The following is a 21,227-nucleotide window of genomic DNA, read 5'->3' on the forward strand; positions in this document are numbered from 1 at the left end:
CGCCTCCCCCGACGTCCCTACAGTCGAGCCAGCAGCCCGGTTTTCCAGCTCGAAGGGGGCGTTATGACCATCACGCAGAACGGACACTCGTCCGCCGATGCGCTGCTTCGACTGGGGAAGTACTTCAACCGCGGTGAGGTGTCCGGTGACTTGCGCACCCTGCACAAGACCGGTGGCCGCGAGGCCGACGAGTTCTACCGGGACCGCTGGTCGCACGACAAGGTGGTGCGCTCCACGCACGGTGTGAACTGCACCGGCTCCTGCTCGTGGAAGATCTACGTCAAGGACGGGGTCATCACCTGGGAGTCGCAGCAGACCGACTACCCGAGCGTGGGCGCGGACAAGCCGGAGTACGAACCGCGCGGCTGTCCGCGTGGCGCGTCGTTCTCCTGGTACACCTACTCCCCCGCGCGCATCCGCTACCCGTACGTGCGCGGCGCGCTGCTCGAGCTGTACCGCGCGGCCAAGGAGCGGCTGAAGGATCCCGTGCTGGCGTGGGAGTCCATCGTCGAGGACGCCGACCAGGCCAAGTCCTACAAATCCGCGCGCGGCAAGGGCGGTTTCGTCCGCGCCGAGTGGTGGGAGGCCGCCGAGATCGCCGCGGCCGCGCACGTGCACACCATCAAGAAGTACGGCCCGGACCGGGTCGCGGGCTTCTCCCCCATTCCCGCCATGTCGATGGTGTCACACGCGGTGGGCGCGCGGTTCATCTCGCTCATCGGCGGCTCCATGCTGTCGTTCTACGACTGGTACGCCGACCTGCCCGTCGCCTCCCCGCAGGTCTTCGGCGACCAGACCGACGTGCCGGAGTCCGCGGACTGGTTCGACGCCGGATACCTGATCATGTGGGGCTCCAACGTCCCGGTCACCCGGACCCCGGACGCGCACTACATGACCGAGGCCCGCTACCGCGGCCAGAAGGTCGTGGTGGTCTCCCCCGACTACGCCGACAACACCAAGTTCGCCGACGAGTGGGTGCCCGCCCGTCCCGGCACCGACGCCGCCCTGGCCATGGCCATGGGTCACGTGGTGCTGCGAGAGTTCTTCCTGGACAAGCAGACTCCCTACTTCGACGACTACGTCAAGCGCTACACCGACCTGCCGTACCTGGTGGCGCTGGACGAGCACGACGGCGGCTGGGACACCGCCGGTGACTACAGCGGCCACACCTTCACCCCCGGCAAGTTCCTCACCGCCGCGGATCTCGGCCACACCGGTGAGGGCGTGGAGCACCAGACCGTCCTGCTGGACGCGGACGGCGCTCCCCGGGTGCCCAACGGTTCCCTCGGCCACCGCTTCAACGAAGCGGGCAAGGGCCGCTGGAATCTGGATCTGGGGGACATCGATCCCCTGCTGACCCTGTACGGCCGCACCGATGATGTTGCGGCCGTGCAGTTCCCCCGCTTCGACGGGCTCTCCGCGGGCAGCGATGCGGCTGTCCTCACCCGCGGCGTGCCGACCACCGTCATCGCGGGGCGACGGGTGACGACGGTGTTCGATCTCCTGCTGGCGCAGTACGGCGTCGGTCGGTCCGGCCTGCCCGGCAATTGGCCGACCGGCTACGACGATGCGACTCAGCCCTACACTCCCGCCTGGCAGGAGTCGATCACCGGCGTCCCCGCCCAACAGGCCGAACGACTCGGCCGCGAATTCGCCGACAATGCCGAGCGTTCCCGGGGCCGGTCCATGATCCTCATGGGCGCGGGCACCAACCACTGGTTCCACAGCGACCAGATCTACCGCTCCTTCTTCACCTTGACGCTGCTCACCGGCTGCCAGGGCGTGAACGGCGGCGGCTGGGCGCATTACGTGGGCCAGGAGAAGTGCCGTCCCGTGACCGGCTGGGCCACACTGGCTTTCGCCTCCGACTGGCAGCGGCCGCCGCGTCAGATGCAGGGCACCGTGTTCTGGTACCTGGCCAACAACCAGTGGCGCTACGACCCGTTCACCAGCGAATCGTTCGCCTCGCCGCTGAGCAAGGGTGCGTTCGCCGGGCGGACCGCGGCCGACAATATCGCGCTCGCTTCGCGTTTGGGCTGGATGCCGTCCTACCCGACGCTGAACCGCAATCCGCTGGACCTGGTCGACGAGGCGGACGCGGCGGGCAAGGCGCCCGCCGACTACGTGGTCGACGGGCTCAAATCGGGCGATCTGCGCTTCGCGTGCGAGGATCCCGACGCGCCCGAGAACTTCCCGCGTGTCCTCACCGTGTGGCGCGCCAACCTGCTCGGCTCGTCCGGTAAGGGCAACGAGTACTTCCACAAGCATCTACTCGGCGCCGATTCCAATCTGCAGACCACCGAGGCCACCGGCATTCGCCCGCAGGAACTGGAATGGCGCGACGAGGCCGCCACCGGGAAACTGGACCTGTTGATGTCGATGGACTTCCGCATGACGTCCACGACCCTGTTCTCCGACATCGTGTTCCCGGCCGCCACCTGGTACGAGAAGCACGACCTGTCCTCCACCGACATGCACCCCTTCGTGCACGCCTTCACCCCGGCCATCTCCCCGCCGTGGGAGGCCAAGACCGATTTCGAGGCCTTCCACCGCATCGCCCGCGGGTTCTCGTGGCTGGCCGAGAAGCATCTCGGCGTGCGCAAGGACCTGGTCGCGATGCCGTTGCAGCACGACACCGCCGACGCCATGGCACAGGCCGGTGGCAGGGTACTGGACTGGAAATATGGTGAATGCGAGCCGGTTCCAGGTGTCACCATGCCGAAACTCGTTGTCGTCGAACGCGACTATCCGAAGGTCGCGGAGAAGATGGCCGCGCTCGGACCGCTTGTGGAAACCCTGGGACTCACCACGAAGGGTGTCACCACAATTCCCGATGCCGAGGTAGATTACCTGCGCGGCGTGAACGGCACGGTGGTTTCCGGTGTCGCGCAGGGCCGTCCGTCTCTGGCCAAGGACACCCACGCGGCCGAGGCGATCCTGGCACTGTCCGGCACCACGAACGGCCGGCTCGCGGTGGAAGGGTTCCATGCGCTCGAAGAGCGCACCGGAACCGAGCTGGCCGATCTGGCTGCCGAACACGAGGGTAAGCGAATCACCTTCGCCGACACGCAGGCCCGGCCCGTTCCGGTGATCACCTCACCGGAATGGTCCGGGAGCGAGACCGGCGGACGCCGCTACTCCCCCTTCACCATCAATGTCGAGCGGTCCAAGCCCTGGCACACCCTCACCGGCCGCCAGCACTTCTACCTCGACCACGACTGGATGATGGAGCTCGGCGAGCAGTTGCCGATCTACCGGCCGCCGCTGGACATGAGCGCGCTGTTCGCCGAACCCGGCATCGGCAATGTCGATGGCAACGGGGTGACCGTTCGGTATTTGACGCCGCACTCCAAGTGGTCCATCCACTCCGCATATCAAGACAATCTGCACATGCTCACGCTTTCGCGTGGCGGGCAGGCGATCTGGATGTCGGACGTGGACGCCAAGAAGATCGGCGTCGCCGACAACGACTGGATCGAGGCGATCAACCGCAACGGCATCGTCGTGGCGCGCGCCATCGTCTCGCACCGCATGCCCGAGGGCACCGTGTTCATGTATCACGCCCAGGACCGCGCGGTGAACGTCCCCCGCATCGAAGGCAGCGAGAACACCAAGGTCGGCAAGGGCAAGCGCGGTGGCATCCACAATGCGCTGACCCGGATCATGATCAAGCCCTCGCATCTCATCGGCGGTTACGCGCAGCAGTCGTTCGCGCTGAACTACCACGGCCCCACCGGAAATCAGCGCGACGAGGTCACCACGATTCGGAAACGCTCGCATGAAGTGGAGTACTGATATGCGCGTCATGGCTCAGCTCGCCATGGTCATGAACCTGGACAAGTGCATCGGCTGCCACACCTGCAGCGTCACCTGCAAGCAGGCCTGGACCAACCGCGCGGGCACCGAGTACGTGTGGTTCAACAATGTGGAAACCCGTCCCGGGCAGGGTTATCCGCGGCGCTACGAGGACCAGGAGAAGTGGAAGGGCGGGTGGACCCTCGACAAGAAGGGCCGCCTCACGCTCAAGTCCGGCTCCCGGATGAAGCGGCTGCTCAATATCTTCGCCAACCCGGACCTGCCCACCGTGTCGGACTACTACGACCCGTGGAGCTACGACTACGAGAACCTGCTGTCCGCCCCGCAGATGGACACCACCCCGGTGGCCAAGCCCAAGTCGCTGATCACCGGTGAGGACACCAAGGTCACCTGGGGCGCGAACTGGGACGACTCGCTGGGTTCGGGTCCCGAGCAGGTCGGCAAGGACCCGCTGCTGGCCAAGCTGTCCGAGCAGGTGAAACTGGAGTTCGAAGAGACCTTCATGTTCTACCTGCCGCGCATCTGCGAGCACTGCCTCAACCCGTCCTGCGCGGCGTCCTGCCCCTCCGGCGCGATCTACAAGCGCGCCGAGGACGGCATCGTGCTGGTGGATCAGGACAAGTGCCGCGGCTGGCGGCAGTGCGTGACCGGCTGCCCGTACAAGAAGATCTACTTCAACCACAAGACGGGCAAAGCGGAGAAATGTACTTTCTGCTACCCGCGTGTGGAAGTCGGCATCCCGACCGTGTGCTCGGAGACCTGCGTCGGGCGCCTGCGCTACATCGGCGTCATGCTCTACGACGCCGACAAGGTGCTCGAGGCCGCCTCGGTCGAGAACGACCAGGACCTGTACCCGTCGCAGCTGGGCGTGTTCCTCAACCCGCACGACCCGCGCGTCATCGCCGAGGCCGAACGGGCCGGGATCTCGCCGGAATGGATTGCCGCCGCGCAGGATTCGCCGGTCTACAAGCTGATCGTCGACTACCAGATCGCACTGCCGCTACACCCGGAATACCGCACCATGCCGATGGTCTGGTACGTGCCACCGCTGTCGCCGGTGGTCGACACCCTCACCCAGACCGGCCACGACGGCGAGAACCACAACAACCTGTTCGGAGCGATCGACGCGCTGCGAATTCCGTTGGAGTACCTGGCCGAACTGTTCACCGCCGGTGAGATCGGCCCGGTGCGCGCCTCCCTGCAGCGGCTGGCGGGCATGCGGTCGTTCATGCGCTCGATCAATCTCGGCCAGGAACCCGACCTGTCCATCCCGGACGCGGTCGGCCTGGAGCCCGAGGAGATCGAGGCCATGTACCGGCTGCTCGCCATCGCCAAGTACGAACACCGCTACGTGATCCCGTCCGGCGCGACATCCAAAGCGCACGAGCTGGATTCGCTCGCCACCGGCTGCTCCCTGGATACCGACGGCGGCCCGGGCATGACGGCCTTCGACTACATGGCCGACAAGTTCCACCTCACCGATACCAACGGTGCCGCCGCGCCCGAGCAGAAGTCCAACCGGATCAACCTGCTCAACTGGGACGGCAAGAGCACCAGCGGGCTGGTGCCCACGTCCGCCAACGGCAACGGCGCCGTCGGTAATGGCAATGGAGCCAATGGAAATGGGCACCACACCCCCGCACCGGCGCCGGCGGCCGTCGACACCGAATCGATCGAGCCCGAACCGACAGGAGCGGCGCGATGAACCTGCTCAGACTGCGGCGGCGCTCCGTACCCGCCGTCACCGCGAGCGACAACGACCGGCGTGAGGTGTGGCGACGGGACGCGCTGTCGCTCGACTATCCGCACCCGCGCACCCGCGCGCTGATCGACGAGCTCGACGCCAACGCCGAAACCGGTGGCACCGCAACGGAATCCACCGGGGCACCGCGATGAGTCTGCTGAAACTGCGCCGCCGCCCCGAGCCCGCCGTCGCCATGAACGAGCGGGACCGGCGGCTGGTGTGGCGGCTGAGCGCGCTGCTGCTGGACTACCCGAACGCGCAGACCCTCTCGCTGCTCGACGAACTCGACGCCGCCGCCGCGGAACTGCCGCACTCGGTGAGCCCGCTGCTGGCCGGGTTCCTCACCCACCTTCGTACCGGCGACCCGATCGCCCTGGCCCAGGAGTACGTCGAGACCTTCGACATGCGCCGCCGGGCCAGCCTGCACCTGACCTTCTACGCCTACGGGGACACCCGCAAGCGCGGGATGGCGCTGCTGCGGTTCAAGCACGCCTACCGGCACGCCGGGGTCGAACTCGGCGACGAGGAACTGCCCGACCACCTGCCCGTGCTGCTCGAATTCGCCGCCACCGTCGACCCGATCGGCGGCGAACGACTGCTGGGCGAACACGTCCCGGTCCTGGAACTGCTGCGGTTGTCGCTTTCCGACAGCGGATCTCCTTACGCCGGGGTGCTGGCGTCGGTGGTGGCGACCCTGCCACCGGTCACCACCGCCGACCGCCGGCGCATCGCCGAACTCGCCGCCCAGGGCCCGCCGGAGGAAGAGGTCGGCCTCGACCCCTTCGCCATGGACCCGCTCGCCTTCTCCGGAACGGAGGCCCGCCGATGAGCTCCGCGCTCTGGCTGATGCTCCCCTACATCGCCTTCACCTCGTTCGTGCTGGGCCACCTGTACCGCTACCGCACCGACCAGTTCGGCTGGACCACACGGTCTTCGCAGATCCACGAGTCGCGGCTGCTCGAGCTGGGCAGCCCGCTGTTCCACTTCGGCATGCTCGGGGTGATCGGCGGGCATGTGCTGGGTGTGCTCATCCCGGAGTCGTGGACCACCGCGGTCGGCATCTCCGAGGAGGCATACCACGTGGTCGCGGTGTCGGCGGGCTCGGTCGCGGGACTGGCGGTCATCATCGGCGTCGCCATCCTGGCCTACCGCCGCCTCACTGTGTCCGCCGTCCGGCAGGCCACCTCGGCCAACGACAAGGTCATGTACGTCCTGTTGACCGCGGCGCTGGTCACCGGCCTGCTCAACACCTGGGGCAGCAACCTGCTGTGGGGCACCTACAACTACCGCGAAACCGTGTCGCCGTGGTTCCGCAGCCTGTTCACCCTGCACCCGGAGCCGGAGCTGATGGTCGGCACGCCGTGGACCTTCCAGCTGCACGGGCTGGTCGTGCTGGCGCTCATCGCCTTCTGGCCCTACACCCGTCTGGTGCACATGTTCTCCGCGCCGGTCGGCTACCTGGTGCGGCCGTACGTGGTCTACCGCAGCAAGCCGGACAAGTCCGCGGACAAGAAGCGCTACGCGAAAGCCTGGGAAACCCCGGCCATTCCGCGTCGTTGAGACACCGGGCGCCACCGATTTATCGGTGGCGCCCGGTTTTCCCCGGTGTTATCGTTCGGCCCGGCCCAACCGACTGGTCGGGCCTGAATTGTCTTCGGGGGAATCCATGTTCAATTGGTATGTCGGTCTGCTCACGCTCAGCGGGGTGATCATGCTGGCGCTCGCCTCGGTCCGCGACGGCCAGAGCAACACCGCGCGCACCATCGACGCCGTCTTCGGCGCGATCTACCTCGGCTACGCCTTCTACCTCGCCTTCCTCTTCGACGGCGACTCCTACCTGATCTTCTTCCAGGCGTTCATTCTGCCGGTCGTGATGGTGGTGAATTTCTTCCGCAATCGCACACCGAGGCCGAAACTGACCGACACGCAGAAGGCATGGCGCGAATATCAGAAGTCGGCCGGGCGACAATAGCCGGGTGCCCTCGAAAATTTCCGAGCCCGAGCGGGTCACGCCGCAGGAAACGCCTTGCCCCGACTGTGGTGAACGCCGGGTCCTGGTAAGCGGCAGCATGGATATGTATCTGGTCCGGCGCAATGGCGGGCGGCCCCTGTCGGACCTGCTCGCCCTGCTCTGTACCGGCTGCGGGCGGGTGTTCTTCTACGCGGACCGGCTCGACAGGGTGCGAGCGGCGATGAACTCCATGACGTCCTGAGTGCCGGGCTGGTCGCGCAGGTGGTCCAGGGCCGCGTCCAGCCGCGGGTCCGGCCCCTGGCCGGCGAGCAGCACCACGATCGCCTCCCAGGTCTCGAGGCGCGGATTCGGCTGGGCCAGTAGCTCTTCCAGGTAACTGTCGGGTTCGAGCAGGCGCAGCGCCCGGCGGGCGTGGGCGTGCACGCGGCGGGGCAGCTCGGCACGGATCGCCTCGATGTCCTCGGGCTGGACATGGCCCGGCTGGTAGCGATCCAGCCGCACCGACCACAGGTCGCCGGATTCACCGGGCAGGCCCTCGCCGGGGAGCAGGCCCGGACCGGTGGCCGCCTCGGGGGCGAGGGGCCGCAGACCGTAGCGCTCGGTGCGCCACATACGAAATTCCTGCCAGGCGGCCGGGGTCGCCCACGCGCCCAGCCCGAAGCGCAGCACCTGCTGCCCGCCGGTGAAGGTGCGGAAGGTGCGGGTCCGGGCGATGGTGGCCACACCGTCCGGCAGCACCCGCATCCAGGTGGGTTCGGCCCCCTCGAAACCGTACGGCTGCAACAATTTCCCCGTATCGCGCATCAAGCGCCGCAGTGCCGATTCCGGTTTGACCATCCCCGCAGATTAGCGGTGCGGACCGACAGAATCCCGCACCTCCCCCATCTACCCTGGACGCGGCGAGTCGTACCGAACACGCCGCGTCCGGGGCCAGATGTCAGTGGCCGGAATAGATGTCGTTCACCGTGGCCGCGTAACGGTCGTTATTGGTGAGCGGCTGCAGGCCCAGCGCGGTGTCGATGGTGCGGAGCAGGCCGTACTGGTCGGTGCGCTGAGAGCTGTTGAAGCCCGCCTTCACCGAGTTCTGCGAGCCGAGCACGATGGTCGGCACCCGGTTCGAGTAGAGCGGGCCGAAGAGCTTGGCGAAGCCCTCGTCGAAGGTCACGATCAGCAGCGAGCGTTGCTGCTTCCAGGCCGGGGAGTTCAGGATCGCGGGCACGGTCGCGCCGAGCCAGCTGTCACCCGAGGCGACGCCGCAGCCCTCCATGTTGTGGCACTCGTTGGCCGCGAACCACACGAAATTCGGTGTGGTGGCGGTGGATTGCAGGTCGGTCGTCATCTGGGTGAGCGGCTGCAGGTGCGCGGCGCAGTAGCCCGGATCGGACTTCATGTTCTGGAAGTACAGGAACGGCAGGTCGTCCTGGTAGTACTCGCCGTGCGCGGTCTGGTCGCAGTTGCCGTTGGCGTCCTCGGCGTATCCCTTCCAGGTCTTGCCCGCCGCGTCCGCGCTGTTGCCGATGTGCCGGGCGTTGAGGGTCGTGGTGGTGACGCTGTTGTCGACCAGCCCGTACAGTCCGCCCGCCGCCAGCGCGACGTAGTTCGGATCGCTGGGATGGGTGGTGGCGTAGGACTGGGTCAGCGTCGCGCCCTGGGACCGCAGGCCGTTGATATACGGGGCCGCGGAATTGCCGATGATGCCGGTGAGGCCGTCGTAGTCCTGGTTCTCCAGGTAGACCATGAAGACGTGGTCGTAGCCGGGGACCGTGGTGGCGGGGGCGGTCAGCGCCGGGGCGGGCAGCGGTGCGCCGATGGTGAACGACAGGTTGTCGGCGTAGCCGTCGGTGGTGTCGCCGTTGGTCCAGGTGAAGTACACGTCGACCGTGACCGCGCGGGTGCCCTTGGGCAGGGTGCCCTTCGCATCACGCTGCAGCAGTTCGGTATTGAAGCCGCGGTCGATGCTGCTCACGCTGCCGGCGTCGGCCGACCCCAGTTTGCCGCCCGACCCGTTGAGGAAGGTCGCGGTGAGACTCGCCTTGTCCATCTGCGCGCCGTAGCCGCCCAGCCAGCCGTTCAGGTCGAAGCTCACCCCGCCCCCGTCGATGGCCGCGGCCGCACCCGAGACGTCGATGGTCTGATCGATCTCGGAGTTGCCGGTGCCGCCGCCGGTGAAGAACTTCGAGCCCCGGTTCGAGGGGCCGGTGGAGGACGGGCCGGGCCACCCGGACTGCCCGTAGCACACGGCGTTCGGCTCACCCTTGACGATCCTCCACCCCGGCAGCGTCATGCCGTCGAGGCCCTTGGGTGAGCACTGCGCCACCGCCTCGGCATCGCCGTCCACGATCAGGTTCGGGCTGGTGACCGCGGCCTGCGCCACGGTGGGGGTGACGGCCGAGCCGCTCAGGACGGACAATGCGGCCGCCGCCGAGAGGGCGAGGGCCTTGCCGAGGTGTTGTCGAACGCCGTTGTGGCGCATAGCTGTTCCTTACAGGTCGTGACAAATGCGACCCGAATGGAACACGTTTCAGATGTCGAGCCACCCGCCCCACAGTGACCGGGTGATGAACGCGAACCGCCTATTGGTCATTCGACCAATAGGCGGAAGCGGTTGTGCGACACGTACTGCCCGGCTAGGCGGCGACCTTCGCGGGCTTCTTCTTCTTGGAGCGGGCGAAGTTGTTCATGATCGGCAGGTCCACCCAGTGGTAGAGCGCCGCCGCGATCACCGTCGACACCACCAGGCTCAGCACCGCGAAGCCCGCCCAGCCGACGACGCCGAACTCCTTGCCGCCGATCAGGTATCGGGTGATCAGCACCATGACCGGGAACTGGATCAGATAGAAGGCGAAGGAGATGTTGCCCAGCCACACCATGCGCGGATGGGAGTTGACCTTGCCGATGCCGTGCAGGTCACGGTTCGCCATGGTGGCGACCACCGCGGTCATCGGGGCCAGCATCAGAACCGACATCTTGTAGTTCACCGGCACGACCCAGGTCAACGCGTACGAGATGGTCAGGGCGACCATCGGCCACAGCAGGTTGGTGTTGCGCCACTTGCCTTCCAGCACCATGCGCGCGGCCAGCACGCCGAGGAAGAACTCCGGCAGGCGCGACAGCGGGAAGGTGTAGCTCAGCCAATACGACAGCGACACCGGGATGTTCGCCTGCTGGAACCACGCCGGGGAGGCGTGCAGCTCGTAGTACGGCGACGTGGTGCCCGGGACCAGCCGCGGCGCGAAGGCGTTCGCGATGCCCTTGGGGCCGTCGAAGAACAGGAAGTAGGAGGTGTGCAGGGCGGCGATGCCCAGCAGCAGGACCGCCGCCGCCAGCACCAGCCGGCGCGTGGGGACCTTCATGATCAGCGGCAGCACCAGCGGGAAGCTCAGGTAGAACAGCATTTCCGCGGCCAGCGACCAGGACGGCACGTTCAGGCCGCCGACCGTGGTCCACTTCGGCACGTAGGTGTGCACCAGCAGCAGGTTCGGCACCCACACCACCGCGCGGTGCAGCGGCACGCTCGCCACCACGATGAACGCGGCGGCCGCCAGCAGATGCGACGGGTAGATCTTCAGCACGCGACGGCGATAGAACGCGCCCTTCGCCATGCCCGGCCGGAACGACCAGTAGATGATGAAGCCCGACAGCACGAAGAAGAAGGTCACACCCGCCGCGCCGAGCTGCATCGGAATCCAGGCGTGGATGTTGCGGAACATCTCCGACTTCTGGAACGGGTACACCGGCAGGAACACCAGCGCGTGCAGCACGAACACCGCGAACGCCGCCCACCAGCGCGCGCCGGTCAGCGACGGCAGCGGGGGGCGGACCCGGTCGGCCCGCTCGACGACGGATTCGACGGCGGGCGCGGCGGTGTCGACAGGGCGCGCCGCGGGCGCCGGTTGGATCACTTGGGTGGAGAAGGACTCCACCGCGAGCGCGGTGGGGTCCTCCCGCGTGCCGGGCACGACTTCGGGTGGTCGGGTCATCGGGCGTACCTCTCCTGCAGGGCGTTGGCAATCACGGCGTCGCCCTGCGGAGCCGGATGGAACGGCAGACCGGCGACATTGACTTTCGGGTCGAACACGCCGTTGACCCACTGGTCAGGTGTGCACAGACCGTGCCCGCGGGTGAGCGCGCGGCTGTCGAGGTACTCGATCTGCAACAGCGCCGCGGCTTCCCGCTGCGCCTGATCGAAGCGATCGAGGTAGTCGACGACCGTACGACCCCGGGGCTGGCCGATCTCGAAACCGGCGATGTCGAAGCAGATCGCGTCCTGGCCGGGCGTGAACAACTCCGGATACCCGACGATCACGATGCGCGCGTTCGGGGCGTAATAACGGACGTAGGCGACGACCTTGCTGATCCGTGCGGCGTACTCGGCGCCGGTCACGTTCTTCGGGTCGGCCATCCGGCCGTCGGCCACCGCGTCGGCCCCACAGCCGCCCGCGGGGTCGTAGAAGCAGGCCTGCATCGAGTCCCACGGCGACTTCGAGGAGTCGCCCCACACATCGTTGAGACCGAACTGCAGGGTGACCAGCTTCGTCTTCGGACCGAACGCGCCCGCCTTGTCGGCGTTGCTCGCCTGGACCTTCAGGATGTAGCCGTTCCCCGTGTCGATCGACGCGCCCGGGCAGGACTGGTTCCACACCTGTCCGTCGCCGCGCAGGCCCAAGCGGTCCTGCAGCTGCGCCGGCCAGGCGGTGGCGCCGTGCTGGCAGGTCTTGTCCTGCCCCGACGGGTCCCACCCGTTCGCGGTGAACGAGTCACCCAGAATGACCAGTTCTCTACCTTGCGGAGTCGAATCCGCCTGTGCCCCCGAAGTTCCCGCCATGGCCGCGGCGACTGCCATCACCGCGGCGCACAGCCACCGTCCGTTGTTTCCCGACACGTGCTCTTTCTCCGTCTTTCAGAACCTGCGCTGGTTCGTCAGTACCCTGCGCGAGGCTCGAAGCCGGGGGCGTCCAGCGTCGGCGGCGCGGGCTTGGCAGGCGCCTCGACCTGCGGCGCGGGCTTGGGCGCGACCGGCTGCGGCGCGACCTGCTGCGGCGCGGGGGCCTCGACCTGCGGCGCGAGCGCCGGGGCGGGGGCCTCGGCCTTGGGGGCCTCGGTGGTGGCCGGCGGGGCGGCGGGCGCGGGGGCCGCGCTGCTCGCGGGAGCGGCCGAACTGCTCGCCGGGGCGACCACGGAGGTGGTCGTGGTGGCGGGCGAGTCGGTGGCCTTGTCGCTGCCACACGCAGCGAGTCCACCGATGAGCAGGACGGAACCGATGGCGGCCACGGTGGCGCGAGCGGTCGACTTGCCAGTGATGCGGATGTTCATGTTGGAACCCTCGTATCGCAAATTGAACTGCGGATTTTTCACTTTTGCGCGGAGTGTACAAGAGGCTGCGAGAGCCGCGACAGGAGTTCGGCAAACTGCAAAACCCCTGCGCAACCAGCAGACTCGACGAGTAGCTACCGACGGACAAACCGTCGATAACCGGCTGTGCACACGGTCAGTGACCGTAGCGGTCGTAGATGGCACGGGCGACGACGGTGTCACCCTGGGTGGACGGATGGAAGAACAGACCATCGAGATCTGTCCGGGGGTCGAACACACCGTTCAGCCACGGCTGCGACGAGCAGAGCCCATGACCGGTGGTGAGCCCGCGGGCATCGAGGAACTCGATCCCGAGTAGTTGGGCGGCTTCTCGCTCCGCCTTGTCGATGCGGTCGAAGTACTCGACCACCGCGCGGCCCCGCGACTGGATGAAGGGCGCGACGCCGCCGATGCTGAGGCAGACCGTGCTGGTGCCCGGCGTGAACAGCTCCGGGTAGCCGACGAGGACGATCTTCGCGTTCGGCGCGTAGTACTTGATGTAGGTGATCGCATTGCTCATGCGCTTGGCCATCAGTGCGCCGGAGACCCCGGTGTAGTCGGGGAAGCGGTTCTCGTCGATGGCCTCGGGGTCACAGCCGAGCGGCAGGTTGAACACGCACTTCTGCAGCGACCCCCACAGCGTCTGGTCGTTCTTGCCCCACTTGTCGTTGAGGCTGAACTGCAGCGTCACCAGCTTGGTTCTGGGACCGAACGCGCCTTCCTTGTCGGCCCGCTGCGCCTGCTGGGCCATGGTCCAGCCCGGCCCGCTGTCGATCGACGAACCCGGGCAGGACGGATCCGAGACCCGGTCGGTGCCGTGCACGCCCATCAGCTCGGCCAGCTGCACCGGCCAGGCGGTCTTCCCATGGCGTTGACAGGTGTTGTCGCCGTCCATGAAGTCCCAGGCGTTCGCCGAGAACGAATCGCCCAGGGTCACAAGCTCTCTGCCCTCGGCGCCCGGATCGGCGCCGGCGGGAGTGGTACTCATCGCGGAGACCGAGGCCGCCACCGCGACGACGGCAGCACACAGCCACCGTCCATTCTTGCCCAGCAACTGACTAGTCCAGCTCTCTCAGTATCCGGCGCGGGGCTCGAAGCCCGGTGCGTCCAGGGTGGGCGGGGCGGGCTTCGCGGGCTGCTCGACCTGCGGAGCGGGCTTGGGCGCCACCGGTTGCGGTGCGACCGGCTGCGGCGCGGGGGCTTCCGGCGCGGCGGGCTGCGGGGCGGCCGGTTCGGTGGCCGCGGGTGCCGGCGCGGGAGACTCGGCGGGCGCGGGAGCCGGAGCGGCGGCCGTCGTGGTGGGCGCGGGCGCGCCCGTGGCCTTCACCGCCGACGACACCACCGCACCACCGGTCGGTGAACCCTCTGAGGACTTGTCGCTGCCGCACCCCGTGACCCCCGCGAACAACAACGCACCACCGAGCACTGCCGCGGCGGCACGAACGGCGAACACCCCTGGTGTAGCAGACTTCATCAGTACCTCGAATCGGAGCTCAAAACTGAAGTGATAGATGTTCACTTCAGCGGGGAGTGTACAAAACCAGCCACCCCCACCCGCCCGGATTCGGAAAACTGGCCCCGACTACTGGGGGCTTCGGATCCGGTCCGCCCTGATCAGGCAAACCGTACCCGCAACCACCGGTTCCAGTCGGCCGGCACCCGAAACTATCCCACCCAGTGGTCCGGGGCTACCCCCCAGCGAGCCCCGGACCCTCGGCGCGCCGCGGAACTAGTCCGGGATCGCGACCGTCGACGGGAGGTTCACCCAGCTGGGTGCGTCGGGGTCCAGCCGCAGATGCTCGGGCTTCAGCCCGGAATCGGCGAGGAAGATCATCGGCGGGAGGGCCTTGGGGAAATTGCTCGCGTAGACGTCCACCCGGAGGCGGTGGCCCGGCTGGAGGACGGCCTCGATCGGGGTCAGGGCGATATCGAGGGTGACCGGGACCCCGGGGACGGTCTGCTGCCGCCGATCCAGGTCGAGGTAGTAGTGGGGTTCGGTGTAGTCGCCGTTGGCGGAGCGGAGGCTCGCGTCCTCGTCGATCCGACGCATGGACGCGACCAACTGGCCGGTCGCGATCTCGTGCGAGACACCGTCGGGGGCAACATCGTTGACGGTCGCGACCCAGTACCCGTCGGCGGCGTCCTCGACCACGTTCAGGTGGACGTTGATCGGGCCGGACACCGTGGTCGGGGCGGACACCGGGCCACTGGTGAAGGACAGGCCGTCGTTCTCCCAGACGCGGGAATCGCTGGTACACAGGTCGAGAATCGCGGTCAGGCCCGCCGTGATGCGGGCGGCGTCGCGGCCGCACAGGCTCGACAGCGCCGGGGTGACCGTCAGATCGCGCACGGCCGACTGCCGGGGGTCTGCGGACAGGCCGCCGTCGTAGCGGGAGCCCGGACCGGTGCCGGACGGGATGTCGTTCAGATACATCCGGCGGTGGACGGCGTCCGCGCGCGGGAACTCGGGCGCGTCGGTCCAGCCGCCGCCCTGCTGCTTCACGATCAGCGGCGTGAATCTGTCCACGCCATTGTCGATTCCACGCAGCCAGTGGTCGAACCAGGCCCGCTGCAACACATCCAGGCGCGGCGGCATGCCCGGATGACCGAAACCGCCGACGCCGGAACCCAGGTGGTAGCCGTCGCCCATGATCAGCTTCTTCTGCTCGGGCGGCAGCGGGATGGCGGCGAAGGTGTCGGTGAGCGTCGTGCCGAAGATGTCGAACCACGCGCCCACCATGAAGGTCGGCACCCGGATGTGGGTGATGTCGGTCTTCAGGCCGCGCCGGAAGCCCGAATTCGGGTCCACCAGTTCGCGGGTCCGCGCGGTCAGCTGGTCGGGCGTCATGGCGGTGTAGCCGTTGACGACCATGTCGACCAGGGTCAGCGGATCGGCGAGGCGGTCGCGCAGCCAGCGGGATTGCTGTGCGGGATCGAACTTTCCGACCAGCAGCGCGGTCACGTCCGGAATCATCTTGAGCGCGTTGACCCCCAGTAGCCACGGCACCAGGAAGCCGACGCCCACCGCGGCGCCCGGGCCCGCGATATCGGTGAAGATGTCGGCGCTGCCCTCGTAGGCGAAGACGGCCTTCAGGCCCGGCGGCATCCGGTCGGTGGCCTCCAGCGCGGTGATCGCGGTGAACGAGATCCCCATGGCCCCAACGGTTCCGTCGCTCCAGGACTGGCGGGTGATCCAGTCCACCACCTCGGCGACATCCTGCTTCTCCCGGTCGCCGAACACCTGCCAGGCGCCCTCGGAGGTGCCGGTGCCCCGGGTATCGACCTGCACCAGGGTGTATCCGGCCTCGGCGAGCGCCCAGTCCTGCGCGGCCGCCTCCAGGGCGCCCGAATCCAGCTGCCGGGTCATGTCGAACAGGCCGTCCACTCCGACGCCCGGCAGATTCAGCGACGCGGCCCACGCCTCCAGCGGCTCTTTGATGCCGAGGCCGTCCGCGGCGCTGAGCACCGCCTCGCCGATCAGCAGCGGCAGCTTGCCGTATCCCTGCATCTGGAGGATCACCGGCCGACGACCGTCCGGGACACGGCCGTTGTCGGCGGGATGAATGATGTCGGCCTTCAGCACGACGCCGTCGGACATGGTGATCGGCACGGCGAGATCGGGGCCGATCCCGTTGTGCGGCTGCGGTCCGTCCGCCGCGGCGGTCCAGCCCGCCGCGTACGGGCCGCCGTCGATCCCGGTGAATGCGGTGTCCGACACGGCCATCGGGGCGAGGAACTGCGTTCCCGCCACCACTGCGGCCAGGATCACCAGCACCTTCCCGGCTGATCTCCGGGTTCGCCATCGCGCCTTCAGCATTGAGTCCCACCTCTCGCACCGTTGTTGGGACAGATTGTTGCTACTGGCCGGTAATAGCGACTCGCCCCAGCGCGACATCGTTTTACCCCAGCGCGACAACCCCATTCGGCCATTCCGTCCCAGACAGTTGGCGGGCTGGGTTACGATCCCGGCGCAGACGACGAACCGGTGGGAGGGCGACCGGCCGATGGCGATCATGGCGCGCGCGGCGAGCCTGCGTGGATACCGCGAACTCATCGACGAATTGGGCGGCGACGGCGCGGCACTGCTCCGGCGATTCGGGATCACCCCCGAGGCCATCGCCGACGGCGACGCCCTGGTTCCCGCCGAATCCCTGGGCCGGGCACTCAAAGTCGCCATGCAGTTCCTGGACCGCAACTACCCCGGCCCCGCCCGGACCACGGCCGCGCGGGTCCGGGCGGCCATCGACCGCGCCCTGCTCGAATCCCGGGCCGACATCGAGACCGTGGCCCGCATGCTCACGGTGCACGAGCGCACCCTGCAACGCGCATTGGCCACCGAGGGAACGACTTTCACGGCGCTGCTGGACGAGGCCCGTCGCGATATCGCGCACCGGCTGCTGTGCGAGACCGATCTGCCGATGAGCCGCATCACCACTCTCATCGGGCTGCGCGAACAGTCCGCGCTGACCCGGGCGGTGCGCCGCTGGTACGGCCAGACGCCGCAGCAGGTCCGGAACGCGGCCCGCGAAGTCGAACCACGCCGGGCCGGGACCGGTGTCGACCGAACTACGACGCCGGGGCGATGAGGCGGTCGGAGAGCTCCCACAGGGCCGCGGCGGTGGCCGGATCGGTGGCGTGCGGACTGGCCTGGGCCACAGCGTAATCCGCGAGGTAGGCGCCCGAATGCGCGGTCAGGCCGGGGGCGGTCGCCGCCAGGACCGAGGTCGCGGCCGCTTCCGGGATCGTCTTCAGGGTGGTCACGGCCGAGGGGTTGCGGGTGGCGAGCCCGCGCATCTCGGCGAAGTCGGCGCGGGACATGTGCCGGGACAGGTCGGTGGCGCAGACGCCCGGGTGGACGGCGTAGGCGTGGATGCCCCGGTCCGCGCCCCGCGCGGCGAGTTCCACCGTCATCAGGACGTTCGCCGATTTGGACTGGCCGTAGCTCGCGAACTTGTCGTACTCGCGGCGCTCGAAGTTCGGGTCGTCGAGGTCGGCCGGATATGCGTGATGCGCCGCCGAGGACACCGTGACGACGCGGCTCGCGACACCGGATCGATCCGCACCCGCCGACAACCCGGGCAGCAGTCCGGTGGTCAGGGCGAAGTGGCCGAGATGGTTGGTGCCGAACTGCGATTCGAAGCCGTCGGCGGTGTGGCCGAACGGCGTGTACATCACCCCGGCGTTGTTGATCAGCAGGTGCAGCGCGGGCGCGCGCTCGGCGACGGCCCGCACGGCCGCGCGGACGCTGCCGAGATCGCTCAGGTCCAGCCCGACGACATCGACTGTCGCACGGGGAAACCGCGTCCGGATACCGGCCGCGACCGTGCCCGCGGCGGCGGTGTTCCGCGCGGCGAGCAGGACCGTGGCGCCGGCGGCCGCGAGGGCACGGGCGGTCTCGGCTCCGAGACCGCCCGTGGTTCCCGTGACCAGGGCTACGCGACCGGTGAGGTCGATTCCGGCGATGACCTCATCGGTGTTCATCACGTACCGCTCAGCCCGCGAGCTTCGCGAGGTTGGGGAAATTGCTCAGTTCCCAGCCACCGTCCACCACCATGTCGATGCCCGTGACATAGGAGGCCTCGTCGGAGGCGAGGAACAGACATGGGCCCGCGATCTGTTCCGGGGTCGCGGGCGCGCCCATCGGAATTCGGTCCAGGAACATCTGTTTCGCGGGTTCATACCCCATGACCGCCGCCACCAGCGGGGTGTCGACCAGACCGGGGAGCACGGCGTTCACCCGGATGCGGTGCGGCGCCAGTTCCAGGGCCGCGTTCTTGGAGAACATGACCACACCCGCCTTACCCGTGGAGTACGGGCTGCCGCCGGGCATGGGGACCCGGGCGTCCAGGGACGAGATATTGACGATCGAGCCGCCGCCGGTCGACTTCATGAGGCGCGCTTCGTGTTTGGTGCACAGGAAGACGCTCTTCTGGATGAGGTCGATGGTGAAGTCCCAGTCGGCCTCGGTGAGGTCGGTGACCGCGCCGATACGGGACGCGCCCGCGCAGTTGAAGGCGGCGTGCAGACCTCCGAAACGCGATGCGGCGACCGCGATTCCGGCCTCCACCCGGTCCTCGTCGGTGACGTCGGTGACCGCGGGGACGAAGGCGTCGCCGAGTTCGGCTGCCCGCTTGCCCAGTCCGGCCTCGTCGAGGTCCAAGCCCACCACATTCGCGCCCTCGGCGATCAGCGCGGCCGAGATGGCCGCGCCGATACCGGAGGCCGCGCCGGTGACGACCGCGGTGCGGCCGTCGAACCTGCGTGCGTTCATCGCGCACCCGCCTTCAGGAACTCGCCGGTGCGGTCCTTGCCGAGCGTCTCGGCCTTCTCACCCAGCCCGAACACGTACTCGCCGTTGACCAGGACCGCGGTGACGGTCTCGTCGTTGCGGTTGACCATGCGGGAGAGGTTGCCGTACTCGGGAACCGGGTTCTCCGCGTAGGACTCCAGACTGTCGTCCAGGTGCGCCGGATCGATGATCAGCACATCCGCCCGGTCGCCCTCCCGCAGATGCCCGGCGTCCAGGTCGTACCAGTCGGCCAGCTCGCCGCTGACCCGGTGCACAGCGTGCTCGATGGTCATGAACGGCGTTCCCGCCTGCTGTGCCTGGTGCACTCGCTTCAGCAGCCGCAGCCCGAAGTTGTAGAACGCCATGTTCCGCAGATGCGCGCCCGCGTCCGAGAAGCCCAGCTGCACACTGGGATCCGCCGCCAGCGCGTTCAGCACCTCGGGACGGTGGTTGGAGATGGTCGTGCGCCAGCGCACCTTCGGACCGTGCTCGACCAGCAGATCGAGGAAGGCGTCCACCGGGTGGATGCCGCCGCGGTCCACGCCGACCTGGCCGAAGGTCTTGCCGACCACGCTCGGATCGGGGCATTCGGTGATCTCGGCGTCGAAGAAGTCGCGGTGCCACACGCGCGGGCCCCACTTCTTGTCGTAGTCCTTGCGGAACCAGCGCCGGTACTCCGGATCCTGGAACAGCTCGTGCCGCTCCTCGAGCTGGTTGGACAGGTGCAGAGCCGCCGCGCCGGAACCGAATTCCTCGAACACCGGCAGGTCGATGCCGTCGGAGTAGACCTCGAACGGCACCGGCAGATGCTGCCAGCGGAAGTCGCCACCCAGGCCGTTGATGATCTTGCCCAGCAATGGGAAGACCTTCACCACGCCCGGGATCGCCTTGATGTCGGCGGCCGAGAGCAGGCTCACCTTCAGCTTGGGCCGGAAGAAGCCCAGGCTGCTGGCCGCCATGCCGATCATGCTCTGCGGCTTGGCCACGTCCGGGCCGCCCTGCAACGCGCGTTTGCGGTCGCGCAGAATGCGATTCAGCCGCCGGCGTTCCTTCGCGGTGGCGTAGGTGGACGGCAGCGTCCGCGACCGGCACACCTCGCCGTCCAGCTTGTCGAACAGCAGCTGCTGCGAGGACATGCCGACGAATCCGGCGTCCAGCGCCTCGGTCAGCTTGTGCTCCATGGCCGCGATCTCGGATTCGGTCGGCTTGACGTCGGGATCGGTGGCCCGCTCCAACCCCAGCTGCGCCGTCCGGATGTCCGAATGCCCGATGAACGAGGCCACATTCGGGCCCAGCGGCAGCGACTCCAGCGCCTGCACATAGCTGTGCGCGCTGTTCCAGGTCTTCAACGAGTCCACCGACTCGACCACGTACTGCCGCGGAATCGCCTCCACCCGGCCGAACAGGTCACCGGCGTCGGAGCCGCCGACATGCACCGCGGACAGCGAGCACGAGCCCAGCAGCAGCGTGGTGACGCCGTGCCGCAGCGACTCCGACAGCGTCGGGTCGAGCAGCACCTCCACGTCGTAGTGGGTGTGGATGTCGATCATGCCGGGCATGACCCAGCGGCCGGTCGCGTCGATGACTCGCCCGCAATCGGTTTCGTCCAGCGGTGCGGCCGAGACCGTCGCCACCCGGCCGTCACGGATGCCGAGATTGCGGATGGCCGACGGCGCGCCGGTGCCGTCGAACCAGCGGCCGTTCTTGATGATGGTGTCGTACACAGGAATTCACTTCCCCATGGTGAGGTCGCGGCGCAGCACCTTGCCGGTGGCGTTGCGCGGCAGCGGATCCGCGGTGACCAGCCAGCGGGCGGGTACCTTGAAGTAGGCCAGTTGCCTGGCCACGTGGTCGCGCAGCTCGTCCTCGGTCAGGGTCTCCGGGTCGTCGACCACGACGATGGCGGCCACCTCCTGGCCGAGGTCTTCGTGCGGGATGCCGATCACGGCCGACTCGCGTACCAGCGGGTGCTCGTCGAGGACGTTCTCGATCTCCTGCGGGTAGACGTTCTCGCCGCCGCGCAGGATGAGATCCGAACGGCGGCCGGAGATGTA

18 protein-coding genes and 1 pseudogene are annotated in these 21,227 nt (G+C 68.1%); 7 read left to right on the top strand and 12 right to left on the bottom strand.

What is annotated here, in order from left to right; genetic code table 11:
• The first annotated feature begins 63 nt into the window (after positions 1-63).
• The 6 genes from ABZ412_RS35150 to ABZ412_RS35175 all read left to right on the top strand — a co-directional run bounded on the left by ABZ412_RS35150 (position 64) and on the right by ABZ412_RS35175 (position 7,532).
• Positions 64-3,795 carry a nitrate reductase subunit alpha gene (locus ABZ412_RS35150; RefSeq protein ID WP_357289419.1) on the top strand — a complete coding sequence of 1,244 codons (3,732 nt, stop codon included), beginning with the start codon at positions 64-66 and terminating at the stop codon, positions 3,793-3,795.
• Positions 3,796-3,805: 10 nt separating this feature from the next.
• Complete coding sequence (gene narH, locus ABZ412_RS35155) at positions 3,806-5,521, top strand: nitrate reductase subunit beta (RefSeq protein WP_357289466.1); 1,716 nt, start codon at positions 3,806-3,808, stop codon at positions 5,519-5,521.
• Positions 5,518-5,712, top strand: coding sequence for a hypothetical protein (locus ABZ412_RS35160; RefSeq protein ID WP_357289422.1), 195 nt, complete (start codon positions 5,518-5,520; stop codon positions 5,710-5,712). The genes narH and ABZ412_RS35160 overlap by 4 nt, the downstream gene beginning before the upstream one ends.
• Positions 5,709-6,389 carry a nitrate reductase molybdenum cofactor assembly chaperone gene (narJ, locus tag ABZ412_RS35165; protein ID WP_357289425.1) on the top strand — a complete coding sequence of 227 codons (681 nt, stop codon included), beginning with the start codon at positions 5,709-5,711 and terminating at the stop codon, positions 6,387-6,389. Before ABZ412_RS35160 ends, narJ begins: the two co-directional genes overlap by 4 nt.
• Entirely contained in the window at positions 6,386-7,120 is a 735-nt protein-coding gene (gene narI / locus ABZ412_RS35170; RefSeq protein ID WP_357289428.1) for a respiratory nitrate reductase subunit gamma, read from the top strand. Before narJ ends, narI begins: the two co-directional genes overlap by 4 nt.
• A gap of 106 nt (positions 7,121-7,226) precedes the next feature.
• A complete protein-coding gene (locus ABZ412_RS35175; RefSeq protein ID WP_357289430.1) occupies positions 7,227-7,532 on the top strand; it encodes a hypothetical protein in 306 nt (101 codons plus the stop codon).
• Between the two features lie 186 nt (positions 7,533-7,718).
• Here ABZ412_RS35175 and ABZ412_RS35180 read toward each other — a convergent pair whose 3' ends face one another.
• From ABZ412_RS35180 to ABZ412_RS35215, 8 genes are all read right to left on the bottom strand, one after another.
• A complete protein-coding gene (locus ABZ412_RS35180; RefSeq protein WP_357289433.1) occupies positions 7,719-8,369 on the bottom strand; it encodes a hypothetical protein in 651 nt (216 codons plus the stop codon).
• 100 nt (positions 8,370-8,469) lie between these two features.
• Positions 8,470-10,005 carry an alkaline phosphatase family protein gene (locus tag ABZ412_RS35185; RefSeq protein WP_357289436.1) on the bottom strand — a complete coding sequence of 512 codons (1,536 nt, stop codon included), beginning with the start codon at positions 10,003-10,005 and terminating at the stop codon, positions 8,470-8,472.
• 154 nt (positions 10,006-10,159) lie between these two features.
• Positions 10,160-11,512: an acyltransferase gene (locus tag ABZ412_RS35190; protein WP_357289439.1), complete on the bottom strand. Its 1,353-nt coding sequence runs from the start codon at positions 11,510-11,512 to the stop codon at positions 10,160-10,162.
• On the bottom strand, positions 11,509-12,414 hold the full coding sequence (locus tag ABZ412_RS35195; RefSeq protein ID WP_357289441.1) for an SGNH/GDSL hydrolase family protein: 906 nt from the start codon (positions 12,412-12,414) through the stop codon (positions 11,509-11,511). The genes ABZ412_RS35190 and ABZ412_RS35195 overlap by 4 nt, the downstream gene beginning before the upstream one ends.
• Before the next feature lie 38 nt (positions 12,415-12,452).
• Positions 12,453-12,845 carry a hypothetical protein gene (locus tag ABZ412_RS35200; RefSeq protein WP_357289444.1) on the bottom strand — a complete coding sequence of 131 codons (393 nt, stop codon included), beginning with the start codon at positions 12,843-12,845 and terminating at the stop codon, positions 12,453-12,455.
• 175 nt (positions 12,846-13,020) lie between these two features.
• Positions 13,021-13,872 (bottom strand): SGNH/GDSL hydrolase family protein, encoded by an 852-nt coding sequence (locus ABZ412_RS35205; protein WP_357289446.1) that lies wholly within the window; start codon positions 13,870-13,872, stop codon positions 13,021-13,023.
• 84 nt (positions 13,873-13,956) lie between these two features.
• A complete protein-coding gene (locus tag ABZ412_RS35210; RefSeq protein ID WP_357289449.1) occupies positions 13,957-14,358 on the bottom strand; it encodes a hypothetical protein in 402 nt (133 codons plus the stop codon).
• 255 nt (positions 14,359-14,613) lie between these two features.
• Positions 14,614-16,701, bottom strand: a complete 2,088-nt coding sequence (locus tag ABZ412_RS35215; protein WP_357289452.1) for a CocE/NonD family hydrolase — start codon at positions 16,699-16,701, stop codon at positions 14,614-14,616.
• Positions 16,702-16,888: 187 nt separating this feature from the next.
• On the opposite strand from ABZ412_RS35215, the gene ABZ412_RS35220 reads away from it, so the two are divergent.
• Positions 16,889-17,470: a helix-turn-helix domain-containing protein gene (locus ABZ412_RS35220; RefSeq protein WP_357289454.1), complete on the top strand. Its 582-nt coding sequence runs from the start codon at positions 16,889-16,891 to the stop codon at positions 17,468-17,470.
• On the opposite strand, the gene ABZ412_RS35225 is transcribed toward ABZ412_RS35220, so the two are convergent.
• The 4 genes and pseudogenes from ABZ412_RS35225 to ABZ412_RS35240 form a co-directional block, all read right to left on the bottom strand.
• Entirely contained in the window at positions 17,451-18,365 is a 915-nt protein-coding gene (locus ABZ412_RS35225; protein ID WP_357289457.1) for an SDR family NAD(P)-dependent oxidoreductase, read from the bottom strand. The two genes, ABZ412_RS35220 and ABZ412_RS35225, sit on opposite strands and share 20 nt — an antisense overlap.
• Positions 18,366-18,375: 10 nt before the next feature.
• The gene (locus ABZ412_RS35230; RefSeq protein WP_357289460.1) at positions 18,376-19,155 is read right to left on the bottom strand and encodes an SDR family NAD(P)-dependent oxidoreductase; all 780 of its coding nucleotides are present in this window, start codon (positions 19,153-19,155) and stop codon (positions 18,376-18,378) included.
• Entirely contained in the window at positions 19,152-20,897 is a 1,746-nt protein-coding gene (locus tag ABZ412_RS35235) for an amidohydrolase family protein (RefSeq protein WP_357289463.1), read from the bottom strand. Before ABZ412_RS35235 ends, ABZ412_RS35230 begins: the two co-directional genes overlap by 4 nt.
• Positions 20,898-20,903: 6 nt before the next feature.
• Positions 20,904-21,227, bottom strand: a pseudogene (locus tag ABZ412_RS35240) (long-chain fatty acid--CoA ligase); the annotation flags it as partial.

It is taken from the genome of Nocardia sp. NPDC005746 (assembly GCF_040630785.1).
Classification (GTDB): Bacteria; Actinomycetota; Actinomycetes; order Mycobacteriales; family Mycobacteriaceae; genus Nocardia.